19 protein-coding genes are annotated in these 26,117 nt (G+C 45.0%); 12 read left to right on the top strand and 7 right to left on the bottom strand.

Translation table 11 applies throughout. The features are described from left to right. Nucleotides 1-4 precede the first annotated feature (4 nt). The 5 genes from RB622_RS02290 to RB622_RS02270 form a co-directional block, all read right to left on the bottom strand. The gene (locus RB622_RS02290; RefSeq protein ID WP_308044873.1) at nucleotides 5-1,390 is read right to left on the bottom strand and encodes a radical SAM/SPASM domain-containing protein; all 1,386 of its coding nucleotides are present in this window, start codon (nucleotides 1,388-1,390) and stop codon (nucleotides 5-7) included. Continuing rightward, nucleotides 1,387-3,690: a hypothetical protein gene (locus tag RB622_RS02285; RefSeq protein ID WP_308044872.1), complete on the bottom strand. Its 2,304-nt coding sequence runs from the start codon at nucleotides 3,688-3,690 to the stop codon at nucleotides 1,387-1,389. The genes RB622_RS02290 and RB622_RS02285 overlap by 4 nt, the downstream gene beginning before the upstream one ends. A gap of 44 nt (nucleotides 3,691-3,734) precedes the next feature. Then, nucleotides 3,735-5,228, bottom strand: coding sequence for a ferritin-like protein (locus RB622_RS02280; protein ID WP_308044871.1), 1,494 nt, complete (start codon nucleotides 5,226-5,228; stop codon nucleotides 3,735-3,737). Between the two features lie 116 nt (nucleotides 5,229-5,344). Continuing rightward, nucleotides 5,345-6,898, bottom strand: a complete 1,554-nt coding sequence (locus RB622_RS02275; protein WP_308044870.1) for a peroxidase, FMP-type — start codon at nucleotides 6,896-6,898, stop codon at nucleotides 5,345-5,347. A 456-nt stretch (nucleotides 6,899-7,354) separates the two neighbouring features. Further along, on the bottom strand, nucleotides 7,355-7,480 hold the full coding sequence (locus tag RB622_RS02270; RefSeq protein ID WP_308044869.1) for a hypothetical protein: 126 nt from the start codon (nucleotides 7,478-7,480) through the stop codon (nucleotides 7,355-7,357). Between the two features lie 419 nt (nucleotides 7,481-7,899). Here RB622_RS02270 and RB622_RS02265 point away from each other — a divergent pair, with 419 nt between their 5' ends. From RB622_RS02265 to RB622_RS02250, 4 genes are all read left to right on the top strand, one after another. Beyond that, nucleotides 7,900-9,588 (top strand): sensor histidine kinase, encoded by a 1,689-nt coding sequence (locus RB622_RS02265; RefSeq protein WP_308044868.1) that lies wholly within the window; start codon nucleotides 7,900-7,902, stop codon nucleotides 9,586-9,588. A gap of 8 nt (nucleotides 9,589-9,596) precedes the next feature. Then, a complete protein-coding gene (locus RB622_RS02260; protein WP_308044867.1) occupies nucleotides 9,597-10,289 on the top strand; it encodes a response regulator transcription factor in 693 nt (230 codons plus the stop codon). 165 nt (nucleotides 10,290-10,454) lie between these two features. Beyond that, nucleotides 10,455-11,033, top strand: a complete 579-nt coding sequence (locus tag RB622_RS02255) for a hypothetical protein (RefSeq protein ID WP_308044866.1) — start codon at nucleotides 10,455-10,457, stop codon at nucleotides 11,031-11,033. A gap of 90 nt (nucleotides 11,034-11,123) precedes the next feature. Then, entirely contained in the window at nucleotides 11,124-11,525 is a 402-nt protein-coding gene (locus RB622_RS02250; RefSeq protein ID WP_308044865.1) for a hypothetical protein, read from the top strand. A 141-nt stretch (nucleotides 11,526-11,666) separates the two neighbouring features. On the opposite strand, the gene RB622_RS30275 is transcribed toward RB622_RS02250, so the two are convergent. Continuing rightward, entirely contained in the window at nucleotides 11,667-11,933 is a 267-nt protein-coding gene (locus RB622_RS30275) for a T9SS type A sorting domain-containing protein (RefSeq protein WP_409021409.1), read from the bottom strand. Then, on the bottom strand, nucleotides 11,911-12,066 hold the full coding sequence (locus tag RB622_RS02245; RefSeq protein ID WP_308044864.1) for a hypothetical protein: 156 nt from the start codon (nucleotides 12,064-12,066) through the stop codon (nucleotides 11,911-11,913). Before RB622_RS02245 ends, RB622_RS30275 begins: the two co-directional genes overlap by 23 nt. A gap of 709 nt (nucleotides 12,067-12,775) precedes the next feature. On the opposite strand from RB622_RS02245, the gene RB622_RS02240 reads away from it, so the two are divergent. The 8 genes from RB622_RS02240 (at nucleotide 12,776) to RB622_RS02205 (ending at nucleotide 26,101) form a co-directional block, all read left to right on the top strand. Next, nucleotides 12,776-13,441 (top strand): RNA polymerase sigma-70 factor, encoded by a 666-nt coding sequence (locus RB622_RS02240; RefSeq protein ID WP_308044863.1) that lies wholly within the window; start codon nucleotides 12,776-12,778, stop codon nucleotides 13,439-13,441. A gap of 71 nt (nucleotides 13,442-13,512) precedes the next feature. Continuing rightward, nucleotides 13,513-14,532, top strand: a complete 1,020-nt coding sequence (locus tag RB622_RS02235) for a FecR domain-containing protein (RefSeq protein ID WP_308044862.1) — start codon at nucleotides 13,513-13,515, stop codon at nucleotides 14,530-14,532. A gap of 52 nt (nucleotides 14,533-14,584) precedes the next feature. Further along, nucleotides 14,585-18,118: a TonB-dependent receptor gene (locus RB622_RS02230; protein ID WP_308044860.1), complete on the top strand. Its 3,534-nt coding sequence runs from the start codon at nucleotides 14,585-14,587 to the stop codon at nucleotides 18,116-18,118. 27 nt (nucleotides 18,119-18,145) lie between these two features. Then, entirely contained in the window at nucleotides 18,146-19,768 is a 1,623-nt protein-coding gene (locus RB622_RS02225) for a RagB/SusD family nutrient uptake outer membrane protein (RefSeq protein WP_308044859.1), read from the top strand. Between the two features lie 169 nt (nucleotides 19,769-19,937). Next, nucleotides 19,938-21,434, top strand: a complete 1,497-nt coding sequence (locus RB622_RS02220) for a hypothetical protein (protein WP_308044858.1) — start codon at nucleotides 19,938-19,940, stop codon at nucleotides 21,432-21,434. A gap of 82 nt (nucleotides 21,435-21,516) precedes the next feature. Next, nucleotides 21,517-22,998, top strand: a complete 1,482-nt coding sequence (locus RB622_RS02215) for a hypothetical protein (RefSeq protein ID WP_308044857.1) — start codon at nucleotides 21,517-21,519, stop codon at nucleotides 22,996-22,998. A gap of 49 nt (nucleotides 22,999-23,047) precedes the next feature. Beyond that, complete coding sequence (locus RB622_RS02210) at nucleotides 23,048-24,514, top strand: neutral/alkaline non-lysosomal ceramidase N-terminal domain-containing protein (protein ID WP_308044856.1); 1,467 nt, start codon at nucleotides 23,048-23,050, stop codon at nucleotides 24,512-24,514. 75 nt (nucleotides 24,515-24,589) lie between these two features. After that, nucleotides 24,590-26,101 carry a hypothetical protein gene (locus RB622_RS02205; protein WP_308044855.1) on the top strand — a complete coding sequence of 504 codons (1,512 nt, stop codon included), beginning with the start codon at nucleotides 24,590-24,592 and terminating at the stop codon, nucleotides 26,099-26,101. Nucleotides 26,102-26,117 lie beyond the last annotated feature (16 nt).

Below are 26,117 nucleotides of genomic sequence, written 5' to 3'. Positions count from 1 at the left end.
ACAATCAGTTATTCCAATTGGGTTTTAATCGTGATAATCTTTCATTGGCTTGTATCGTATAAAACAACCATGATCTTATATAATTACAGGCTGGTCTTCCCTTTTCAATGACTTCATGATGACATCCGCCACCGCAGAGATAACGGGCCCAGCATTGCGAGCATGGCTCCTGTGTATTTACATGGCGGGAGGCAAGCCAGTTGTTTTGCAGATCGGGCTGTACGCCTTTGTTCAGGTCGCCCATTTTACCGACATCTTCGTTAACAAAACGGTGGCAGGCGAATAAATCTTCATCAGCAGATACACCCATATAACCCGCACCGGCACCACATGGATAAGGCCTGTGGGTTCCTTTCGAAATTTCTTTTAATGCATTTACCATATTCAGGAACGGATAACGTTTTCCTGCTAAAACATTCTTTTCAAAATTAAGGCCGCAAGCAATCATATTTTCCAACATGACGGATAGTTGTTCCTGATTCATTTCGTTTTGCCCGTTACTGGATCTTAACAACGGTGAAAAACCCACGCCATGAAAACCCATATGGATGAATTCATCCAAAACATCCGGAAGGTTGGTGTTTTCGGGAGTAACCGTTACTCTTGCAGACACCTGCATTTTTTTTTGTAAAGACAATAACGGCCGGATGTTTTGTATGATCCTGTCATAGCTGCCTTTACCGCCCTTCATAGGGCGATTAAGATCGTGGTCTTTACCAATTCCATCCAGGCTAATGGTTACCGAAAAGCCATATTCTTCAAAAAAAACAGCATCACTTTCTGTAACCAAAGTGCCATTTGTGGTTATAGAATAATTGACCCGTATGTTTCTCTGTTTTGCAATTGTTTCGGCATAAACAACAGCCTCTCTGATCGCCTGTCTATTGATGAGGGGTTCTCCGCCTAAAAAAGTAAGTTGCGCTTTACCTCCTTCGGGACAATCTTTTAATAGCAGATCTATGGCTTTAAAAGCAGTTTCCAGAGACATGTTTTTTGTAGGTCCCCCGAAATCACCTTGATCTGCATAGCAATAGGTACAACCCATATTACATTTTTGCGCGATTGCTAATGACAAAGCGTGCAATGGGGGGCTTTGCAATGGCTCATTTGTAATGTATTCAGGAGCATCCAGTCCCAAAATGATCAGCTCATCTTGCAGGCCTTTCTCATCCTTTTTATTCATTAAAGAAGTTATCCTTTGCTCTACATCCTGAGAGACGGTATAAAGCCGACTTCCGTTTGGGATAAAAATCTGGGTTGATGGCCCGCCTTTTATCAAATGTACATGAGCAGAGCGAGGTTTTGATTGCGGAACAATCATTTGCGCCAACCTGATTGCAATCGGCACATTCTGTATCTTTTCGACTAAACTTCCAGCAGTCCCTATCATTTCTTTTTTGTTGATTTGGGTTTTACGGTGCTGCTTTCTACGGCATCTTTCCCTTCTATGATAAAATTGAGTTCCCCTTGCCAGTTATCAAAGAGATCCTGATAGGAAAGCAATCTTGAATTCTTCCAATCATCCGGTATATAGGATCCCGTCCGCTTTTTTGACATCCATAAATCGCCGGTGCTCAGGCCATTTTCATCCGGAACAATATTTACAAAATCAGGCCTGCTGGCTGCCCAATAGTAACAAGAACATTCGCGATAGTCATTTTGCCAGGGTGCACAAAGGCCTTGAGTCAATTCTCCTGGTTTTAAAATCGTATCTGAAAATGCCGCACTGTTGCCATCGAATATCTTATTGACTACTAATGTTACCGGAATATACTTTTCCGTATCATTCAAATTACTTAAATCAACCACTACTTCCTCCGGCGAAGGCGCAGCCGTAAAATGACATATTACTTCCTGGCCTTGTTTTTGCAAAACTTGAACCATAGAATTTGACCATTCCATAAATGAAACACCGTTTGGATTTGCGTCGGTCTTTAAAGGCACATTGGCTCCGTCCGGAAACACAGGGCCAAAAGTCTGTACCATTGTCGGCTGTCCGTCTATGGCAACCAACCGGTGTCCCGTTAAATTTTCAAACTTTGCGTCAGAAGCCTCCAGTACGTAATTATTATTCTCCGTAAGGATGATTCCGTTAAATGCTCTTCTCCAAAGATTCCTGAAATCAAATTCCAGTCCCGGAAAACAATTGGAAATTGCTGTTCTTGGCAAAACCGCAATAGGGTTTCCAGTCCCCCTGTAATGCAATTGTGCCGTTAAATTTGCGGCTTTCAGCGGCGAGCCATATGAAACAGGCAACGTATCAGGATTAACGTCCTTGAACATCGAAGTAGCGGCGGCCTTTATAATCATATTGATTTGACGGTAGGTAAAGGTAAGCGACCTACCGTCGGCGCCACGCATTAATGCAGGCATTTTTCGAAGTGCTTTACTGGATAGATCTCCTATTTCGGTTGGCTTTCGTAATAAGTCACCGAACCAGGGAGAAGCGCCTGAACTTAGCCCATTGAATACCCGTTCATGTAACATTTGGAGGGCAAGATTATCAACCAGGGAGGTGGCCATAATCGGTTCAAAAAGACGCCCGAAATCATTTGTGTTTTGGCGCACCATCGTACTGGCTACATTTTGCTTGCCTTCGTAACTATTGCCGTTCATGATCGCTGTATTCATCAAACGAATGGTTTCAAAAGCCCTGCGGATAATTTCTTCGGCTTCTACGATACTTACCTCGCCTTCAATATCTGTACTTAATATAATTTGCTCTAACTCATCAGACACCACGCGAATTGGCAAAGTATCCGGAGCAAAAGAAGGAGGTCCTGCACTGATATGTGCTTTGGCGGTTAGCGTCTTTTTATCGGATATTTTTAGTTTAACCGTCACGAAACCATCACATTCATCATCAATATATCCCCAGCTTACCTGCCAGGTTTCTCCTTGCTTATCAGTATAAGAATAGCCGGCAAAAATTTGTGCGGGAACGGTGTAGAGTATATTAGGATTGCTGCCTTCCTTGTATTTATCACACCATTTGCCTTTTTCCGCATCATAGAGTATGCGGTCTGCTTTATTGACAAAAGTCGGGTCGGTTTCTGTATCGTTATCATTTGGCCCCGTCTTTCTGAATAGTCTGGAACCATAAACGATTCCTCCGGCAGGGGTATATCGCAATCTTAATTCCGGAAACTCTTCTGTTGGTTTTATAAACTGCACAGCGCCCAGCGGTAATTTTTTGTCCGGTAAAAAGTTGTTGCAATCAGCCAATAATGGTTTTAATTCGTGTGAATTGATATTGTTGATTTTTGCTGTCATTTTATCATTTTCATCCCCGGTCCTCCTGAATATTTTTATGTTGGCCACATCTACATCCCAACTAATATCTTGTAGGCTTAATCCGGATTGAACAAGGATCTCTTCTGTAAGGGGAACTAATTCATCCGGCTTTTGATCTGTTATGGCAAACACTTCCAGGAAAGGAGAAACAGGATGTATTTTCCCTTTTCTGTTCGCCAGGCTTGAAACATCCTTGAATTTTATATTTACAGGGTTATGTGCCTTAATCTTCCCTGTCACCGGATCTACAGATAACGTTGTTTGGGGGATGATTTTTCTATAATCAAGTGGCTTCTCCTCCGACAATTCAAGATCATATGCTTCCATTGGTACATCTGATTCACCTAGCCGACCGATTGCAATAGGAGGGAGAATGCGTAATTCTATAATTTTCATATCATGATATTTAAAGACCTGAACTGACTTGAATTAGTTTGAAATTATACCAGATTATCTTCTGTCAGGCTCACAATGGCTTGTAACAGTTTCTGATCGGCTTCTTGTAATCCATTTAAATATTGAATATGCGGTTGATTTTTAAGATTCTTTAACTGCTTTATAATGTTACTTGATCCCTCCAGAAGGTCTCTATGCAATCTCCATCGGTTGTGTTCCCCGAAAGGCAAATCAAATGTATACGGGAGTGTAAACGGAGGCCCGGCCATTTTTTCGCTGTTTTTAGCTATTGGAGTCTGAACCAGGATGGTAGCCAAACTTCTTAAATTATACATTTCTCCAAAAGCAGAATTGATGATCATGCCACGGGGAGAAGAATTCCCCGAATGATTAAAGCCGTTATCGAGTAAAAAACTATGGTTCAGGAAATTAAGCAATAATCGATAGCGAATATCACACAAGTTGGCCCAAAGTATAGCCTGCGGGTCTGTAATTTCATCAGTTTCTTGTTCGCTGGAATCAGACACTGAGTCCGCTGTTAGATCAGATTTTGAGCCCACATAGGGATTGGTAGCTACATTTCGGGAAGGATCAAAAGCACCACCGGTTTCTTCCAGTATCGCTTTGTATTCTTTGTAAATGTGCAAAAACCGTTCAAAATGAGATGGTACAACATCCTCCTTCGTATCTAAACCTTCTCCCTGTTCCGCTATTTCCGCTAATGCATTGTAAGCATCGTCACGGGATAATAATGGCGCGACCAATACATCGGGGCTTCTTGTGTAAATGCCTTTACCGTCACTTCCTCTGTTGCCCCCGGTATATCCCCGGCCCCACTCATCAAATTTAGCCTGATAGTTATAAGTTCCTGCTTGAAAAGTTTCATCCGATATTACGTCAGGATTATTAATTAATTGAAGCAGCACGATAAACAAAGCGCCGACAGTGTGCGGATCAGATACGGTTGCATCTACTGAATCCCGAATTTCTACGGCTAAGGGATCGTCGCCTTCCAGCCAATCACAAGGCGCTTCTGCATATACATATTTAGCAAGCGAACCAAGAGAGAATTTTTCTAAAGTGAAAGGGAAAGGATAAAAAGCACTATCCCAGGGATAACTTTCCCTGCCAAAATTTAATGGGGCCCCAATCACTTTCAACACGTTTTGAACAGAGATGAAATGTCCCATTTCTTCTTTTGCAATACCCAAAATGATGTTTTGCCAGGTATGAACTCTCTCCCGATGCTTTCCTGATATGTGCGGCCCGCCAATACTATAGGCTGCGTAAAGATACTGTAACATGAGTCCCTGCTCAATTTCGGCATCTACCTGAAGCAGCAGCGTAATGTAATCCTTCCCATTAAATTGAGAAGGTACCTTAAAAGGTTTGGCGTTTTTTAAATTATCACAGTGGCTTAGAGGCTTGCCACCGGCCATAAGCATACTTTTTGCTGCACTCGCCTTTGGCTTAGTATTGGTTTGGGCCCACTCTAATATTGGTGAAATGAAATGATCCCTTTTCTGGTTGAAATTCATAATATCACTATTTAGTCAAGTTTCTATTTAATACTATGCTTGCTGCCAGCCCAGTTATCAGGTGCCGGGGAGCACCACAGCACCCAATAGCGGCGTGCCGTGGTGCCCTTTTGCATTTACTCTTTATGGTGAGGGCATCCTGATGTCCGTGCAGAAGATAAAATTGTATTAGCATCCGGGAATTGCTCTTCAATTAAACGTCTCTGCTCAGGAGAAACATCTTCTATTTTACGAAGCGTATTGATCTGTATGTGCGGCCAGCTCGTAGTACCACCGTCATCTCCAAAAGCGAATTCGAAAAATATTACTTGTTCGTATTGCAGCTGAAGGATTTCTATGCCGTCTTCTACAACCGTTTCAACCCACATCCGCATGTTCATTTCGACTGTGGGAACAAAACGGTTTACGAATGGAACATTTAATATACCCCCTTGAGCCCCCGTTTTATTTTTGGATGACATCTGGATAAGTACATGGTTTTTAATATTTTCTCCTTTGATGGAATCCCGAAGCCGTAAATCAGGCCTTACAGAATAAGGATATAAATCATGAGCCAGTATTCGCTGTGTATAGATTTTATTTTCTCCGGGGTCATTCTGATCGTCAAGCTTTTCGAATACCCAGGCAGGTGCAGGTTTGTCAAGATTTATCGGGTTGGTTTCGCTTGCACCAGCTCCTCCCATGGTTCTTGAAAGTGAAAGATGGTCATATTTCCAGGCAGCATCACCTTCTGGAAATTGCGGTGCACCGGCCATTAGAAAACCTGAACTATTTTGAACCAGATCTCCTAACAACGTGACAGTACTGCCATGCGGGATTACACCGCTCCGGGAAATAGCGTAATCGGGTATAAAATAGGGTCCTGTCTGGCCTGCACCGGGTTTAAGTTCCTTGGCTGCAATAATTTCATAGTATGGACGTCCATTTAAATTTTCGAGCGTCACATATTCTTTTACCCCCTTCTCATTGACAATCAGGAAAAGTGTTTCATCCTGGTATCCGCTTTTATATAAATCTTTGTTCGGGTTATCGGGTGACACAGCGTGTATACCGCGGTCTTCTGCAATGGTTTTTTCAGTTGCAGCATAGTTAAATATATCACTAAGCCATAGGTACATGCCGGTCTCCTCGTGAATCGGGGTATATTTCAGGGATGTCTCACCTGTTACACTGTTTACGCTTTTAATACTTTGCTCGTATTTAACAGCCCCGCAAAATTGTTCATTTCCTCCGCCCCGGTTACGAACTCCACCCGGAACCAAATTAAATACCAGCTTTTCAATATACTGTTCACAATCGAAACTATATTTTCCGGGAATACCGCCTGAATTTGTACCTGGCGACGGCATAATCGTAGTATGTACGCCACTTCCGATCAAAGGACTTTTGCTTTGGTTATTAGCACCGTTGTTATAGCTGACCCAGGTACCTTCTAATACTCTTAAGACGCCATAGTCTACATTGTCTACTATAGCCTGCAGCTGATTCTCATCAAAGGGCCTAATTGGGTCTTCAATCAGGACTTTTGAATATCCTGACATCAGATTCTCTAATATACCTTTGCTGTCTTCCTGAGCAACTTTCAATGATACTTTATTTTCCTCTTCACCCGAATTTGCGGGTCTTTGAAGTAAATTTATCCCTTCTGCAAGATTTTTACGTTTAAGCATAATATCATTTTTTAAATTAATAATTTATGTATTCAAGGTCGGACCTTCATTGTTGAGAAAAATGGTAGTGCCGGTAAGCCAACCGCATGTTCTTGCAAAACATACATTACATGATAGATTTTCTTACATCCATTATCGCACTTTTAAATAGGTACAATAATCGCCTACTTGTAGGAGTGTATATATTACATGTAAGTTTTCGCTAGTTTAGTTAGAAATAGGTCTACGATTACCACTGAAATTATTCTACATGGAAATGTACTGAATTATATTTAAATTGTTTTAAATTGAATATTAAATATGAATAAATTTATTATTCGGTAATTTCTGAGTAAAACATTCAATACAATGCCCTGTATTTTGCAGTTAGCTATCAATTGGTAGTTAGGCCAGAGATTTGCCAAACGTGCTAACTTTAAGGAGGCCAACCTTGGGAATTTGATTAGCGGAGACATTTTAACAGGCAGCCTTTGTCTCCGTGTGCAGGTCCATGTCGCTCAAAATAACCCGCGCGCCGTCACGTGCAAATGCTTCTCCAAGGGCATAACCGATGCCGCTGGTAGCGCCTGTAATAGAAATCACTTTTTGGAAGGATATAATCAGGGGACTAAGGGCATAAAGCGAATATTACTTTTCATTGATTTTGAGACGAAATCGTAAATTTTTGTTAGATATTCAGAGTTTACGGTAATCGTTCGGTGTCCTACTTTTTAACTTTCTGCGAAGGTCACACGAAACTGTTGTTTGAAAAAATTACAAAACGCAGTAGCCCGCCTTCTTCCAACCGGTGTATACGTTATAAATTAGCGCTTCAGTATTTCTTTGCATAATGTTTGATCAGTTCTAAAAAGCGGGACCGCTTGCGGTTTCGTCTTTTAGAAAATTTACGATTTTCATATTCGCTCAAATCCTAAGTATGCTATTCGTTTCAAGGTTTTTTACAATCCAATTTTACATTATTCTCTCTTGTGCGTCGAAAGTTTATACTTCTGCTATTTTTGATGATGCTCGGTCGATTTACCCAGGCCCAAAAACTTCGGCTGGAAGAAAGGGTTGAAAGGATTGATAGTTTGGCCATGTACTACAGCAACTATAGGCTGGCAGATAGCGAAGCGAATGAATTGTACGATTTACTAACAAAAAAATATACGGGAAAAGAATACAGGAAAATTAAGATTCGTGTGATGCTGCTGAAAGCGATTATTTATTCTTTAAACGGAGATCATCACAAAAGTCTCCGGATATCTCTTCAAGCATTGGACGAAGCTGAAACCTATAAAATACCAGACAACATTTACAACAGCTGTTGGGTAATAGCCATCATGTACGAGCTAGCCGGCGACCTGGACTCTTGCAAAAAATATCTCGATAAATGCTATGAAATATACAGAGAGCACAAGCTTGACCATGTTTATGCTATTTATTGTATTCGTATGTCGTCTTATTACGCCCGCTTGAATCAGAAGGACTCCGCTGTTTATTATGCATACAGAGGATTGGACTATGCGAAAAAATACCATAATGTCAGAGAGGAGCGGGATGCCTATTTATTGCTGGGGTCAGCTTTGCCTGAAAATCGGTATTGGGAATCGGTTAAATACAGATCGCTTGCCGCGCGGGAATTTGTAGAAATAAAGGATTTTACGTCGGCTGCCAGTCAGCTTACAAATGCTGCGGATCTTTTGATTAAGCACAACCATATGGCAGAAGCTTTTGTATACAGTGATTCTGCCTTTTCAGTACTCAAAAACACCCATGCGTATGTTAATCCGCATGTTTATGAAACAAGGGGCAAGCTGTTGGAAACTATCGGAAATATAGATTCTGCTTATTATTACTTTAAAAAATTCCATGACACCTATGTGGGTGAACTTAGGAAAATGGAAACTGCCGAAATAAAAAAGATTGACGAGCAATATCAAAATGACAAAAAAGAAGCGGTCATAAAAAGTAAAAACCAGCAAGTGATTTTTGTAACCAGTTTGCTGGCCGTGATTGGTTTGGCCGTGATTTTACTAGCAAGAAAAAACAGGAAGATTAACCTGCAAAATGCGGTCATCAGCAAACAGGTGGAAGAGTTAATGAGGGTTTTGGAGCAGAAACAGGTGCTTTTGTCGGAATTGCAGCACCGGGTAAAAAACAACCTTCAGCATGTTATCAGCATACTGGAAATGCAGAAAGAATCCGTTAATTTCAACAATATTGACGAGCTCATCCGGGGGAATCAAAACCGTATTCACTCTATTGCATTGCTTCATAAAAAGCTGAATATGTCGGAGCGTGTCAATGAGGTGGATTTAAAAAAATACGTTCTTGATCTTTCGGAATTGGTTAAAGAATCTTATGACAATAATCGAAAAAAAATAAGTCTCCATGTCACTTGTGAAATCGAAAAGGTCTCCATTGAAAAAGCACTGCCTTTGGGTCTTATCCTGGTAGAGCTCGTTAGCAACAGTATGAAACATGCTTTCAGGAAGCCGGTTGGCATTATTGATATTGTTCTTACCAATGAAAACGATGTACGGAAAAATAAGCTGTACTACGCAGACAACGGTGTTGGTTTCGATTTTAATATGGTAAGTGAAAAAGGACTGGGCATGGAAATCATCAAAGGGTTGATCGGGCAGTTGGATGCCACCTTGGAAAGCAGCCAGAGCAACGGGTTTGAACTTACACTTTGTTTCAAATAAATTAGTTTATGCAAACCAAAACAATCTTGCTGGTAGAAGACGATTTTCTTAACCGAAGGCTGTCCAAAAAAACGCTGTCGGAAAACGGATATCAAATTCTGGAAGCAAAAAATACCCGCGAAGCATTTGAGATATTAAAAAAAGAAAAGGTAGACCTGGCCATCCTGGATATTAACCTGGGTGAAGATGAGCAGGATGGAATAAGTCTGGGACAGGAGCTTCAAACCAGATATACCATTCCATTTTTGTATCTGACGGCCTACGACAATACTGAAATTGCTACAAAGGCCGTAGCCACCGCTCCATGTGCATACATTACCAAGCCATTTAAAAATATTGATTTGCTAACGGCAACTATGCTTGCTATTCGCCAATTTGCCGATCAGCAACCGCGCAAGCCCTGGGTTTTGGTGAAAGATGAAAAATACAATGTGGAACTGCCCATAGAAGAAATAGACTACATCGAATCTGAGGGGAATTATATTTTATTCTATACCAGCGACAGCGTGTATAAAAGCCGTTCTACCGTCAAGCAAATATTGGAATTACTGCCGGCAACGATGTTCATTCAAACGCACAGGGCCTTTGTTGTAAATAAAACTAAAATAGATAAATACAACTTTAAGGAATTGATTATCAGAGGTAAAATGATCCCTGTCTCCAAAAACTATCTGAACGACATGAGTGCGATTTACAAGTAAAGTTTCTGGGTGGTATAAGCATACCGTTAGCTCCGCCAGGTCCAAAACTGCGTGGAGCTAACGGTATGCATTTTTATCCCTAAAAAAGCCAATCTATCCCGGGAATTTTCAAAATAAAACGCAGCCGGTTAGTTTGCAACTTCTTAAAACAGACCCAAATCTATCATGAAAACAAAACTATTTATTTTTTGCGCATGCCTGCTCTCGGCAGGATTAATGTTTGTGAGTTGCAAAGGTGACGAGGGCGCCGTAGGGCCTGCCGGTGCAAAAGGAGATGCCGGGATCAAAGGAGATGCCGGTTCAGCCAATGTGATTTATAGCGACTGGTTACCCATGCCTGCCTCTGCCACTGCCAGTAATGCGAACCGGAAAAACTTCAGTTTTGCCGCTCCTAAAATTACGCAGGATGTGTTCGATAAAGGTCATGTATATGGTTATGTAAAGTATAGCCCTACTGGGTTAGTCCCTTTGCCCTATGCAGATAAGTATACAGAAGCTAACGGAGAAGTTGGCGGGAGCTTCTTAAGCACTATCCTGGTAGGTATTGGATCGATTTCCTTCAACCAGGACTGGCTTACCCCGGGCACTATTCCCAGTTCTTTTGCAGATTCAAAAAAAGTGGTAGGGTCCTACACACATCTTCGTTATGTAATTGTTCCCGGTGGTACGCCTGCCGGCAGACAAGCTGCCGTAGATTATAGTGACTATGCCGCGGTGAAGAAATATTATAATCTGCCGGACTGAATTTTACCCATCCTTTGGGCAAAACATAAATGGAGGACGCTGAAAATCCTGAAAAGAGTAAGCAATCGTGAACCTAAATCATTTATCAGTATGAAAAAATTATTTTTAGTACTTTCCATGGCCTTGTTCATTGGCCATTATGCAGCTGCACAAAATCACGGAACGCTATGGTGTGACAAGAATCCTGCAAAGAAGGGGTCAAATAATATCGTGACACAACGCAGTGAGAAGGGCGTGTTGAAAGTACTGGTCAATTGGGAAGGGAAAAGTGGGGGTTCAACTTTTGCACCACAGAACTTAGCAATTACCAATGGCACTTGTGAAACATGTAAGCCACTCGGTGGGATCGGCACGAACCGTCCGCAAGAACTCTGGACGATTAAAGTAACTGACGTAACCAAACCAGTCATATTAGCCTGGAATACTGAAGGTACCAAGAATTATTGTGGAAACGGGTCTCTTTTGATACCATCGCCTGTTTTTAACCGCTAATGTGGTAAAAGGTAATTCTTTTATGTACAGAATGTCCCGTTACCAGGGACATTCTATACATAAAAGGCTGGCTGATATCCCCTAATTTTATAGCGTTTTTTTTCCGAAGCTTTAACAAAGATGCTGCTCAAGGGAACATTCTTAATGAATACCCAACTTTTTGTTGATGCTACCTTGGTCTGTTTCTAACTGAATTATATACATACCGGCTGAAAGACTGCTCACATTCAACTGCGCCTTTCCATTAACCATTTGTGTAACGGATACTGGTACTTCGGTACCGGATGCATTCCAAATGGTAATTTTTCCAGACGGGGAGTTTGCTTCCAATGTAACAGGGAAAGTTTTCTCTGCCGGATTTGGGTATACGTTCACAAGCAATCGGCTATCTCTCGAAGTGCAATGCATTGGCTTCGCTCGTTGTCTTCCATTGCAGCAAAGCTTCTTTTTCCACTTCGCGGGCCGTAAAACTGGCCAGCGTAACGGGTAAGGCACTTTCAGGAATAGCACCCAAGGTAAACGGACTCCATGACGATACCACTTGATTGGTAACATTTCCTTTAACGACCAGACTGCCGTCATTTTTAAGATTGCCGCTCAGGTTGCTGAGATTACCGTTAACATGGACTGCCGCGCCGCTTTTTATTTCAATCGCAGCGCCATTATTTTATAACGCCTGGCCATGTACCCAAAAAGATTGCAAGGCTAAAAGCAATGCAGAATAGATATATTTTTTCATTTGTAAAAGAGTTTTCAGGTATAATTAAAGTACAAGTATGCCTATCTAAATGGTAGTCACAATCTTGTCACTGCACCTGGAGACTATAATACAGGTATTTTGTTGCCCGGCAGCGTTGATGTTCGCGGTTCCTACTATTTTTACGGCGATTGTTTCCCCGGCAGCAAGCGTCAGGCCGGTCAGATTGATCGTTTGCAAATTCGCATTCGACACGCCAATGGTTGTGGCGGACAGATCGGTATAGGAATAATTACCACCACTTGGTGTGCCGCGTCTTAATGAAAGCGTATAGAGGCTCGTAATGGTCCCTGCTAAGGAAGCTATCGCATCACTGATCAGTACATTTTTCTAATTCCCGAACAGTAATCAGAAGGCAGTACAATTTTATTTCCTGAATGAAATAAAATAATTTCTAAAAAAAATAGGTGTTTTTTTAGATGTGAAACGTCTATAAGTAAAGGATCACGAACAGGTATTCTCCTTGATACACCAAAGGGCCTAATTACGAAATATGGACAGAACAGGCAATTTTAACCATGATGACGAGGAGGCACTTTTTCCTTCCCTGTATCAGGAAGATGCACATGAATCCAGGAAGACAGGTTTTAACCTGGATTACGAAATCATGATCAGAAAGGCATTTGAAACCGATACCAATCAGGGAATAGAACTGCTTTTCAGGTATTATTACCGACCGCTCTGTAGCCATGCCGTCAGGTACGTTTCGTCCAAGGAAGTGGCGGAAGACATTGTCTCGGATATTTTTTACAAGTTCCACGCTGAGCAGATATTCGTGCAGGTGCAGGGCTCTTACCGTGCTTATCTTTTTACTTCGGTCCGTTACCGGGCCTTCGATTATGTGAAGGCCGATCTAAAGCGTAACGCCTCCATACAGTATGCCGAATATGTGCCCATTCAGACCGATCAGCAACCGGACTATATCACGCAATACGAAGACTTGTATAACGACGTAGAAAATGCCGTAAACAGTCTTCCCCCCAAACGGCGCCGTATTTACGTCATGCACCGTTTCGAAGGGAAAAAATTCAAAGAAATAGCGCTGGAATTGGACCTGTCACTGCGCACGGTCGAGGCACAGATGTACCAGGCCCTTCATCAGGTAAGAAATCTTCTGAGGGAAAAATGGTTTTTTATTTTCCTGGTTTTTATAGCGTAGAAACAGCACACAAATTATCAACAGACAGATCTACGGGCTCGTTCGATCCCTGTGATCCTAAAGACGTCAATATGAATACTGAAATAAATAAAGAGCTTATTTTCAATCACTTTGCCGGTCGGGCAACCGCTATCCAGAAACAGATGATTGAAGAATGGGTCACAGAACCGGCTAACCGTGAGCAATACTTTCTCTGGTTACAGGAATGGGAACAGCACAATTGGCAGTATGTGCCGGATGTGGAGAAGGGGATGGAACGTCACTGGAACAGGATCAATAACCCGGAGTACGACGGGCGGGAGCCCGGGATTGATTATTGCTCCGAAGAAGGGGAAATAGCCCGGCCAAACCTTTTCAAAAAGATATACTGGCTCGTAGCTGCATCTTTTCTGATAACCCTATGGGCCGGTGGCTGGGTTTTCAGAGACCGGATCCGATATGAGACTTTCACCACAGGCTACGGTGAGACCCGGCGGATTGACCTTGCGGATGGCAGCAAGGTCGTGCTTAATTCCAATTCTTCCCTGAGTGTTCCCCGCTTTGGCTTCGGCCGCCAAACCAGAGAGGTGCTGCTAAATGGCGAAGCGGATTTTGACATCCGCCATACAGCCGATCATCAGCGATTCATTGTAAAAACATACAAAAGCCTGGAGGTGGAAGTACTGGGGACGGAGTTTAACGTATATGCCAGACCGCGCGGAACGAAAGTAGTCCTCAATAAGGGTAAGGTACAGCTGCACTACCAGGAAGGGGAATCGCTTCGGCAGTTGACCATGAAACCCGGAGATCTGGTGACCATGGATAGTCAGGGAAGGGCTAACCTTCAGAAAACAGAAAATCCGAGGAAATTCTCGGCCTGGAAAGCACACCGCTTTGTGTTTGAAAAAACAAGTCTTCGTGAAGTTTGTTATCTGTTTGAAGACAATTTCGGGGTTCGCGTGCAAATACCGGACACCAGTCTGGCGGAATTAACGATCTCGGGATCGTTCACGGCTTTGAATGCAGAAGAGCTGTTGGGAATACTAACGGAAGACTCGGGCCTTAATTATGAGAAGTCCGAAGACGGCAAAACAATCGTCTTATCCTATTAATACGCGTACCGATTATTTCTAAACCATTTTTCAAATCATTTTTCCCACAATTATGAAAAAAACGATACGTTTACTTGTATTGGTTGCGCTGCTGTGCAGCAGTGTGGAGCCTGCCTTCTCGCAGCTCATTGCGCATTTACATAGGCAGAATCATCCAGTGGTGATAACGAAGCCTTCGTTCAAGACGTTGAAGGATATTCTTCAGGAGTTCAAGTCGCACTACAAAGTGGATATCCTTTATTTTGATCATCTCGTTGAAGGATACAAAATCTCTGCTGACGCTGTGGTGCTGGACCCGAATGTAGAGCAAAGTCTGGGAAATCTACTTAAACCACTGGGGCTTCGGTATAAAAGGACTGGCAATGGCGGGTATGTGATCATCAAAAAGACGAGTCAGGAAAAGGTCGAAAAAAAATCGGCATCTCTTGACGAATCCACGTCGCTGATCAGTGAACCCCAGCTGGTTGATTACAGGAACGGTTTATCCCTTGCAAAAATCAACCGCGTTATTGAAAAACCATTGGTTGTCGAAAAAGTGGTAAGCGGAAGAATCACGGAATCCGCTAAGGGTGAGGGGCTTCCCGGTGTAAACATTCTGATCAAAGGAAGTACGACCGGCGTAGTGACCGATGTAGAGGGAAACTATAAGATCAATATCCCGGACGGTCCTGTAAGCCTGGTTTTTTCCTTTGTCGGCTACATAAGCCAGGAGATAAAGATTGGCTCTGAAAGTGTGCTGGATGTCGTTTTACTTACGGATACAAGAGCGCTGGAAGAACTCGTTGTCGTGGGTTATGGTACGCAGAAAAAGATCAACCTTACGGGTGCAGTTGCCAACGTGGGGGCAGAAGTCATTGAAAGCAGACCTGTCGCCAATCTGGGCCAGGCACTGCAGGGGACTGTTTCAAATCTGAACATTACGCAAAGTTCCGGTGCACTGGGCACCGGCGCGACATTCAACATCCGCGGAAATACTTCCATCAACGGCGGAGGGCCGCTGATCCTTGTCAACAATATTCCCATGGATGTAAACCTGATCAGTCCCAATGATATTGAAACGGTGACTGTCCTTAAGGATGCTGCTTCGGCCGCGATTTATGGCGCACGCGCAGCTTATGGGGTTGTTTTAATCACGACCAAAAGTGGCAAGAAATCCATGAAACCAGTTGTAAATGTGTCGATGAACTACTCAACCAACAGGCCAGTAGTGAAATTTGAGACCATGGATGCAATGGAACGGATGACCTACATGAACACAGCAAACATCAAGGCGAACGGAAGACCGTATTATCAGTTTGACGAGTTTTATGAAAAGGCCATTACTGCGCATTACAACGACCCAAGTCAGCCTGAAACCTTTCAGCACCCGAACGAATCCCCCAGTGTTTACGCATTTTCTGCGAATACCGACTGGCCAAGATTACTTTTGCGGGACAGCTATCCTATGCAGCAGTATAACGCATCGGTTTCAGGGGGTAATGACAAATTCGATTATTATACATCTCTTGCCTATTTCAAGGCCAAAGGAATTCCCAAAAATTTTGACGAAAAATATACCAGATATAACATCATGGCCAATCTGAACTACAGCATCACCAAATGGATGAAGGTTGGTACCAAGATCTCGGTCAACACGAGTAAGAAAATGTATCCGCCGAACGACCGGACCAATAACTTTGATGAAAACAGAAACATGTTTCAGGTACATTCCTGGGCGAACTGGCCTGCTTATCTGCCTGACGGTAATTACGCGTCAATCGGATCTGTACCAAACGTGCTTCAGATGCATAAGGAAGGCGGTTACCGCTCGAGGGATATCCTGGATTCCTGGCTGACCGGACTTGTGAAGCTGACGCCGATCAAAAACATGACCATTAATCTGGACTATTCGGTCAATATGAATGATACGAAGGAACTCGATTATAGAAAGCAGCTTCCCATGTACGACCGCCAGGGCCAAAGCGGATTTTACCCTTACACCAATCCAAGCTCGGTAACCCGCAGCGCTTATAGCAACCGCTACCATGTCCTGAATGCTTATGCTGATTATGAGAACACTTTCAAAAGCAAGCATTATGTGAAAATGATGGTAGGTTTCAACCAGGAAAATGCCAACTACGGTTATTTTGCCGCGTCCAAAGAAAAACTGATTGTAAATTCCATGCCTTACATGAATCTGGCCTATGGCGAACGGTATGCTTATGACTCTGAATCGGAATACTCCATACGCGGCGCTTTCTCCCGCCTGAATTATAGCTATGACGACCGCTATCTGATCGAATTTAACGGCCGCTATGACGGTAGTTCGAAATTTCCAAAAAAAGATCGCTTCGCATTTTTTCCATCGGTATCGGTAGGATGGCGGATGGATAATGAAGGATTCTTTGAATCGCTGAGAAATACCGTAAATATGCTGAAAATCAGGGCTTCGTATGGTAGCCTCGGCAACCAGAACCTCGATCCGGCACGTTACGGTTATTACCCCTACATTGCCAATTACACGGCCGGGTTGAGCGGTTATCTGCTGAATGGAGAGAATCCGATGTCGGTTTATGCGCCCGGACTGGTAAGCTCTTCACTGACCTGGGAAACAGTAACGCAGCAGGATCTGGGGCTTGACTTTTCTATTTTGGGCAATAAACTGAGCGGGTCTTTTGATATGTACAGAAGGGATACCAAAAACATGCTCACCAAGTCTCAGACGTTGCCTGCCTTGCTGGCCGTCAACGAACCACAGGCAAACGCGGCAAACATGAAAACCACCGGGTTTGATTTCACCATAGGCTGGAATCACAATGTGAATAAGGTGAAATATGGCATTACGCTGTTGCTGTCCGATTATTCGGCGAAGATCACCAAGTTCAGCAATCCTTCGGGGATTATTTCTGACAAATATGTGGGGCGTAAAGAAGGGGAAATCTGGGGACTTGAAACGGGTGGCATTTTTCAGACAGACGAAGAAGCACTGAAACTGGATCAGACGCAGATTAGTGGCCGTAAACGTGAAGCGGGCGATTTATTCTTCGTTGACCAGAATGGTGACGGCAAGATAACGAGAGGCAAGCAGACGCTGTCCGATCATGGTGACATGAAAATCATTGGAAATAACACGCCCCGTTTCAGCTATGGTTTCAGATCCAACCTGTCCTGGAAAGGTTTCGATGTGGATCTTTTCTTCCAGGGTGTTGCCAAACGTGATATGGTTATTTCCGCAAACTACTTTGTTGGTCAGTACAACGACGAATGGGGGGTGCAGGGTAAAGTGGGCACCGACTGGTGGTCACCCGAAAACCGGGATGCTTATTTCCCAAGACCGCTTATTACCGGCGGATCGGATGTAACGACCACACAGACACGCTACCTGCAAAATGCCGCATACCTGAGATTGAAGCAACTAACGGTGAGTTACACAATTCCAACGGTGATTACCGAAAAAATAGGATCGAGAAGAATACAGGTTTATTTCTCAGGAAACAACATGTGGGAAACGACCAAAATGATCCGCATATCGGATCCTGAGCAGGCCAGTGCAATGGCCTATCCACTGAACAGGGCGTTTTCTATAGGTGCAAATTTGGGTTTCTGATACTAAAAAATCAATTGCTGAATAATTATGAAAAATTACCGGTTCACTTTAATACTGTTGCTTGCCACACTTGTGACGGCTTGTAACGACAGTTTCCTGGAAAAGTATCCACTGGACAAGATCAACGATGCCAGCTTTTGGAAAACTGCATCGGATGTAGAGATGTATGCCAACCAGTTTTATATAAACTTAAAAGATCCGAATTATATCTGGACCAAGGACAATGTCACCGACAACCAGGGGCCGGGTGCACGGGAGGTCTACGTCTGGAACGAGTACACGGTACCCGCTACGGACGGAGGCTGGGGCAAGGCTGATTGGCTTGGCATCAGGAGCTGTAACTATGCGCTCGACCATATTCCCAATATGCCCAAGAGCGCAGCACTGTCGACGGCCGAAGGGGAAATACGGTTTTTTAAAGCATTTCTTTACTTTATCAAAGTAAAGCGCTACGGCGATGTTCCTTGGCTTGAAACCGCCCTGACGACCGAATCGGCAGAGTTGTTCGCAGCAAGGGACAGCCGGAAAACGGTAATTGCCAATATGCTTAAAGATCTTGATTTCGCTATTGCCAACCTGCCTGAAAAATCGGCCACAGACCGCCTTACAAAATTTGCAGCCCTCGCGTTCAAGGCCGATGTATGCCTGTATGAAGGAACATTCCGGAAATATCATAAGCTGGGTGACCACGAATCACTGCTGAAGGAAGCGGTAACTGCGGCAGAATTGATCATGAATTCCAAGCAATTTTCGCTGTATTCGACAGGGAAGCCCAATGATGATTATTTCGATCTTTTTGTCCAGTATGAGCTGAAAGGAAATCCTGAGGGCATCATGGTTCAACGCTTTTTGCCTGATAAGCGGATGCACAACAATGTACGCCAGCTAGGCGAACCGCGGACAGGTTATACCAAAGATTTTGTCGAGTCCTATCTTTGCACGGATGGCCTGCCGATTTCGATAAGTCCCTTGTACAAAGGAGACGCCACGTTCGGAACAGAATTTACGAACCGGGATCCCCGCATGAAGCAGTCTGTTTACCAGGCCGACAGGGTATACCGCATTTACGAAAACGGCTCTAAAGAATTTAAGCCTATGCCGGAATTTGACAATAACTACGCGCCGACTAGTTATTACATCCTCAAAGGATATTCACCCTATGAACGTGACCGCCAACAATTGCAAACCATCGTGGATGATTTTATATTTCGCTACGCTGAAGTGCTCCTTAACTATGCAGAAGCGCAGGCTGAGCTGGGACTGGCTACACAGGAAGTACTGGATAAATCGATTAATCTCCTGAGAGGCCGGGTGGGAATGCCGGGACTGAAACTGGAAGTTGGTTTTACGGATCCTGCGTGGCCAAACTGGGAAATTCCTGTTACGCCGCTGATCAACGAAATTCGCCGCGAGCGCAGGCTGGAACTTAGTGCCGAAGGCAAGCGCTGGGATGATATCGTGCGCTGGAAAGCGGGTAAATTGCTGGACAATGTAAAAACGTATACAGGGGCAAAAGATCCTGTAACAAAAGCCAACCGTATTTTATATCCTGGCTTCACCAGAAAATGGAACGATAAACTGTACCTGTTCCCGTTGCCTACCCAGGAAATCGCCTTGAATGCCAAACTGACCCAGAATCCGGGCTGGTAATACAGGCCAGCGGGACTGGATTTTAGCGTCGGTCCCGCTGGTCTCTTCACGTTATTGTCTATTTTAAATCTTTAAGGAAGAGTAAATTCTGACCTTTTAACTGCTTGAGCGTATAAGGACCTCATTCATGCATACTGAGGATCCAACCGCTTTTCTACCAACAACGTATATGATAGCCAAAACTGCCGTTTGTTTTTCTTCCGTGCTTATCGCTTTGAGTATCCTTTTGCCTGATCATGCAGGCGCAGCCGAATTGTATGTGGGGGCTTCCACGGTGGATATTACACCAGCAATGCCCGTTGCACTGGATGGCCAGATGCAGCTTCGCGTTGCCAAAACGATAGAGACTCCGCTGACCGCCAATGTGGTCGTCTTGGATTCAAGAGAGGGTAACACCGGCACGAATGTCAGTGTATTTGTATCCTGTGATCTGGTGGCGATACCGAAAGAATTTTTGAAAATGATTCGCGACGCTGTCTCTACCCGTGTCCATGGAATAGATCCTGACAAAATTATTGTCAACGCAACGCACACCCATACCGCAGCTGTGGTACGGGACGGATGGTATACCATTCCAAAGGAGGTAACACAGGTGAAAAGTTACCAGCAATTTGCAGCCGGGAGAATAGGGGAAGCGATCTTAAAGGCGTGGGCACAGCGAAAGCCAGGGCGTGCAACCTGGGGAATGAGCTATGCAAAAGTGGCTTACAACAGACGGGCAGTGTATGCAGATGGTACCGCAAAAATGTATGGGAACACCAGTCTTCCCGAATTTCGGGGCATAGAGGGTGTTGAAGATCAAAGTATCAATACGTTGTTTTTTTGGAATGAATCCGGAAAGCTGATCGCGGCCTGTGTAAATGTTTCCAGTCCAGCGCAGGTGGTTGAATCAAGATCGACCGTCAATGCGGATTACTGGTACCCGGTACGGATTGCCTTGCAAAAAAAGCTGGGAACAGATCTGGTTGTACTGGGATGGATAGGAGCGGCAGGTGATCAAAGCCCCCACGTGATGTATAACAATGCAGCGGAGCTCCGTATGAGCGGACTTATCAATGGTAGCAGCAATGAAACCGCAGCCCCGGGAACCAAGGAAGCCGCCGATGCCCATCTTCACGAAATTGCACGCAGGGTTACGGAGGCAGTTGTGCAGACTTATGAAGCCGTGAAGGGTGACCGTCACAAGGATGTCAGGATAAGCCATACCGTTACCGAGCTGCATTTACCCGCTCGTATGGTCACGAAGGAAGAATATGACCTGGCAAAAAAAATGAGCGATGAAGACCGAAAAGATCCAAAACAGGCTGTTCTTTTAAGCAGGCGCATTGCCTGGAATGAGGAGGTGATGAAACGCTTTGACAATCAAAAAATAAATCCGAAACCAACTTATCCGGCAGAAGTCCATGTGATGCGGATAGGAGATGTCGTGCTCTGTACGAATCCTTTTGAGCTTTTTACTGAATTTGGTGTCCAGATGAAATCGAGGAGCAAGGCCCTGCAAACCATCGTGTTACAGCTCGCGGGGCCGGGTACCTATCTTCCTACGAAGCAGGCTGTAAAAGACGGGCATTATTCCGCCATCATCCAGAGCAATCAGGTTGGACCGGAAGGCGGGCAGGTGCTGGTGGACAATACCGTAGAAATGATCAACAAACTCTGGCCTTGATCCGTGAATTTTGAAAAACCTGGCCGTTCGCAGCCGGTTCATTCCTTGTATCATTCGCTCATTCAAAATTAAATAGTTAGTTATGAGATACTTTGCAAGATGTATTTACTTACCTGTTCTTTTATTCACCAACATTATATTTTCGGATGTATCAGCTGCGGATGTTCTCTATATCGGACGTGCCACTGCGGATATTACCCCCAAGCTTCCAATAGCTGTATCCGGACAGTTTAATCTTCGTATCGCTAAACAGGCCGAAACTCCGATTCGTGCCAGCGTGCTTGTTCTTGAAACGAGGAAAAGCAATCAACCGGCAGATCTGGCCATCATGGTTTCCTGTGATCTGCTGTACATCCCGATTGACCTGATCAGCCAGTTGAGACAGGAGGTGACAAAAAATATTCCGGGACTGGATGTTAACAAGATTATTGTCAATGCAACCCATACCCACACGGCTCCCGTCGTTACCGAAAACGGAGAATATGCCATTCCCGGGCAGGGGGTAACGCAGGTAAAAGACTATCGGCTTTTCTTTGTTGGCAAAGTGGCAGCGGCCATATCTGAAGCCTGGAAACAGCGCGCCGAGGGTAGTGTTGCCTGGGGGTTCAGCTATGCCGTTGCGGGTTACAACCGACGCATTTCCTATTCCGATGGTACTTCCGGTATGAGCAGCAGAACCAATCTTCCCGAGTTCCAAAATCTGGAAGGCTCCGAGGATCATGATATCAACACGTTGTTTTTCTGGGATATACAGGGGAAATTGATTGCGACGGTCATAGGTGTTGCAAGTCCGGCGCAGGAAGTGGAAGGGAATTATGCCGTCAATGCAGACTTTTGGCATCCCGTACGCGAAGGTATCCGCAAACGTTTCGGTACGGACGTATGCGTTGTTCCCTGGCTTGGAGCGGCGGGCGACCTCACGCCACACATCCGGTACCGACAGGCCGCCGACGACCGCATGCGCGAACTAAGAAAACTAAGCAGGACTGAAGAAATCGCCCGCCGGATTATACTGGCTGTGGAAGAGGCTTATGAAGTGGTGAAAAACGACAAACACACAACCCTGGTGATGCAGCACAAAACTGAAATGCTGCCGCTGCCGGAAAGACTCGTCACCGACAGGGATTATAACGAGGCCACGGTTTTCGTTACAAATGCACAAAAACAGATAGCCACCGATCCAAAAGCGGCAGACAGGCTATACCGGATGATGAAATGGCAGGAAGCGACGCTTGAACGGCATGAACGGCAAAAAAATAACCGTAATGCTTTGTATCATATGGAGTTGCATGTGATCAGGCTCGGTGATGTGGCGATCTGCACCAACGAGTTTGAGCTGTTTTCGGATTATGGTATCAGAATACAATCCCGCAGCAAAGCACTGCAGACGTTTGTGATTCAGCTTGCGGGCAGTCCTGCCTGGGGCGCCTACCTGCCCACCGAAAAAGCGGTGAAAGGCGGGGCATATAGTGCAGTGATCCATAGCTCACTCATTGGGCCGCAGGGGGGACAGATATTGGTAGACAGGACGGTTGAGCTGATCAATAGCCTATGGCCTGAATGACATTGCCGGATTACACTGTGATTGTTAATATTAAACCTGAATGAATTTCATGACACAACGCGCTTCGATTACATATGCCACGCTATACCTGCGTTTGCTGGCCGGTTTGCTGGTTTTCTTTACCTTGACCCGCAGTGTTTTTGCCCAGGAAAAGGTATTTCGCGCCGGAGCTTCTACCACCAATATAACGCCGTCGTTGGGAGCTGGGATTGTGGGGAACTTTGGCACACCGCCACCGGCTCTGCATGTCCACGACGAACTGCATACCCGTACGCTTGTACTCGACGACGGTAAAACGATGCTCGTGTTTGTGATTTCGGACAACGTAGGGATCAGCCGTCAGGTGTTTGATCAGGCCAAAAGCTTTATCACGCAGGAAACAAAGATTCCTGCCGAACATATCATGATGTCATCAAATCATACCCATTCGGGCGTCAGTGCATACGGAGATTATGAGGAGCGCAGGCCGGGTGTCGAAAAACCGCTGGACGCTTATCAGCAATTTATGGCACGGCGCATGGCTGATGGTGTCCGCATCGCCATCCATAACCTGGAACCGGCAAAGATCGGATGGGGCGCAGGCAGTATGCCCCAGCATGTCTTCAACCGCCGCTGGAAAATGAAGGAAAAAGTCATGAATCCGTTTGGTGCGTTGGATGAAGTACAGTTCAACCCCGGCGTGGGCAATACCAATAAAAAAGAACCCGCTGGACCGACCGACCCTGAGATATCTTTCCTTTCCGTCCAGACACAGGCGGGCCGGCCGCTTGCCCTGTTGGCAAATTACTCGTTGCATTATGTCGGAGGTGTTCCTAAAAACGATATCTCTGCGGACTACTTCGCTGTGTTTGCCGACAGGATCCAGGAATTATTGAAGGCCAATCGTCAGGACCCGCCATTTGTAGCCATGATGACCAACGGTACATCCGGTGATGTCAATAACATCAATTTTCGCGGACCTGCCGAGAATCATCCGCCTTATGCAAAGATGAAAATTGTAGCCAACGACGTAGCCAATGAAGTCCTTAAAGGTTATCGGACTGTAAAATACCAGAACTGGGTATCACTTAAGGCGGCCCAATCGGAGCTTAAACTTGATGTACGGAAACCGACACCCGAAATGCTGGCCCGTGCAAAAAAGATACAGGCACGCCCCGATAGTGAAAAAGGCGATCACCCGCTGGATAAAACCTATGCCGACCGAATCATCAAATTGCAGGAACTTTGGCCGGATCAGATCAGCGCGATCATGCAGGTTTTCAGGATTGGGGATCTGGGTGTCGCGGCCATACCCTTCGAAGTGTTCACGGAAATAGGGTTGGAGATCAAAGCAAAAAGTCCTTTTAAACCCATATTCAGCATCGGCCTGGCCAACGGTTACTACGGATACCTGCCGACTCCCGAACAGCATTTGCTCGGCGGATATGAAACCTGGCTCGGAACAAACCGGGTTGAGAAAAACGCCTCCCGGAAAATCGTGTCTGAAATACTGAAACTGTTTAATGAGGTAAAATAATTGCCTGCCGACCATGTTTTACGGCAGGCATCAATCCTAAACAACAAAAATATTATCTACCCTAAGCCTAATAACATGCATCAGCCTAATTTATCCTGCGCAGTCACGCGACCGTTCAGCCGCTCCGTTTTTATCACCGGATTGTTACTTTCCTTACTTTCAGGTTTTCTGACGGTCAGAGCGACCGAAATTCACGTCGGTACATCCACGGCGGATATCAGCCCCAAACTACCGGTGGCGCTCATGGGACAGTTTGATTTGAGAATAGCAAAATCGGCAGAAACGCCGCTGTACGCGGGTATTATTGCGATCGAATCCAAAGAAGGAAACAGGTCGCTGGACACCGCAGTCTTTGTTTCCTGTGATCTGATCCTGATCTCTGCCAGTTTGCAGGAAGAAGTGAGGGCCGAAGTGTTGAGGCTTATTCCGGGGTTCAATGTCAATAAGATTATCCTCAGCGCTACGCATACCCATACCGCGCCGGTATTGGATGATGATCCCGATAAAGCATTTGTTTACCCCATCCCCAAAGAGGGCGTCGTAAAGGTGAAGGATTACCGGGACCTGTTTAGCCAGAGGGTGGCCGCAGCCATCGAAAAAGCGTGGAAAAGCCGGGCGAAAGGCAGTGTTACCTGGGGACTGAACCGCGCCGCAGTGGGTTACAATCGCCGTGCGGTTTATAAAGACGGAACAACCGTCATGTATGGAAAAACGGACAAATCAGATTTTCAGAATTTGGAAGGATATGAAGATCATGACGTCAACTCGCTGTTTTTTTGGGATGCAAAGGCAAAGCTGATCGCCATGAGCATCGATGTGGCCTGCCCGGCGCAGGAATTTGAGCACAGAGAATTTGTTAATGCCGACTACTGGCATCCGGTTCGTCAGGCGCTCAACAAGCGTTTTGGCGCCGATGTGAGTATTCTGGGATGGATCGGTGCCGCCGGAGACCAGTCGCCGCACAGCATGTATCGGAAGGCTGGCGAGGCTCGTATGCAAAAGCTCTCCAGTAAGACCCGCATGGACGACATCGTAGCCAGGATCACCAGAGCGGCCGAAGAAACGTACGAGATCGTAAAAGACGACAAGCATTCGGACGTAGCTTTTTCCCACAAAACCGAAAAGCTGAAATTGCCCCAGCGTATCATTACCGCAGCCGAATATCTTGAATCTAAAAAAGTCGAGGAGGATTGTGCCGCACAGATAGCACTGGATCCTAAGAAAGCAGGAGCCCTGTATGCAAAAATGACCTGGTTTGGAGACGTCCTTAGACGTTTTAAAGCGCAGCAGGGCGTCAAGAACCCGGTTTATGAAACGGAGATACACGTCCTGCGTATCGGCGATGCTGCCATTTGTACCAATCAGTTTGAGCTTTTTACGGACTATGGTATCCGTATGCAGGCCAGAAGTAAAGCGGTGCAAACCTTTGTTATCCAGCTCGCGGGCCCCGGTACCTATCTGCCATCTGCCAAGGCGGTGAGTGGGGGAGGTTATAGTGCCATTTGTCAAAGCAATGTCGTGGGTGCTGAGGGAGGACAGGTCCTGGTTGACAGGACGGTAGAAATGATCAATAGCCTCTGGCCGTAGTCGCTTTGAAGTGCAA

Source organism: Dyadobacter sp. LHD-138 (assembly GCF_030929615.1).
Classification (GTDB): domain Bacteria; phylum Bacteroidota; class Bacteroidia; order Cytophagales; family Spirosomataceae; genus Dyadobacter.
Note: the sequence above shows the minus strand (reverse complement) of the source record. Positions and strands in the feature narration are given on the sequence as shown.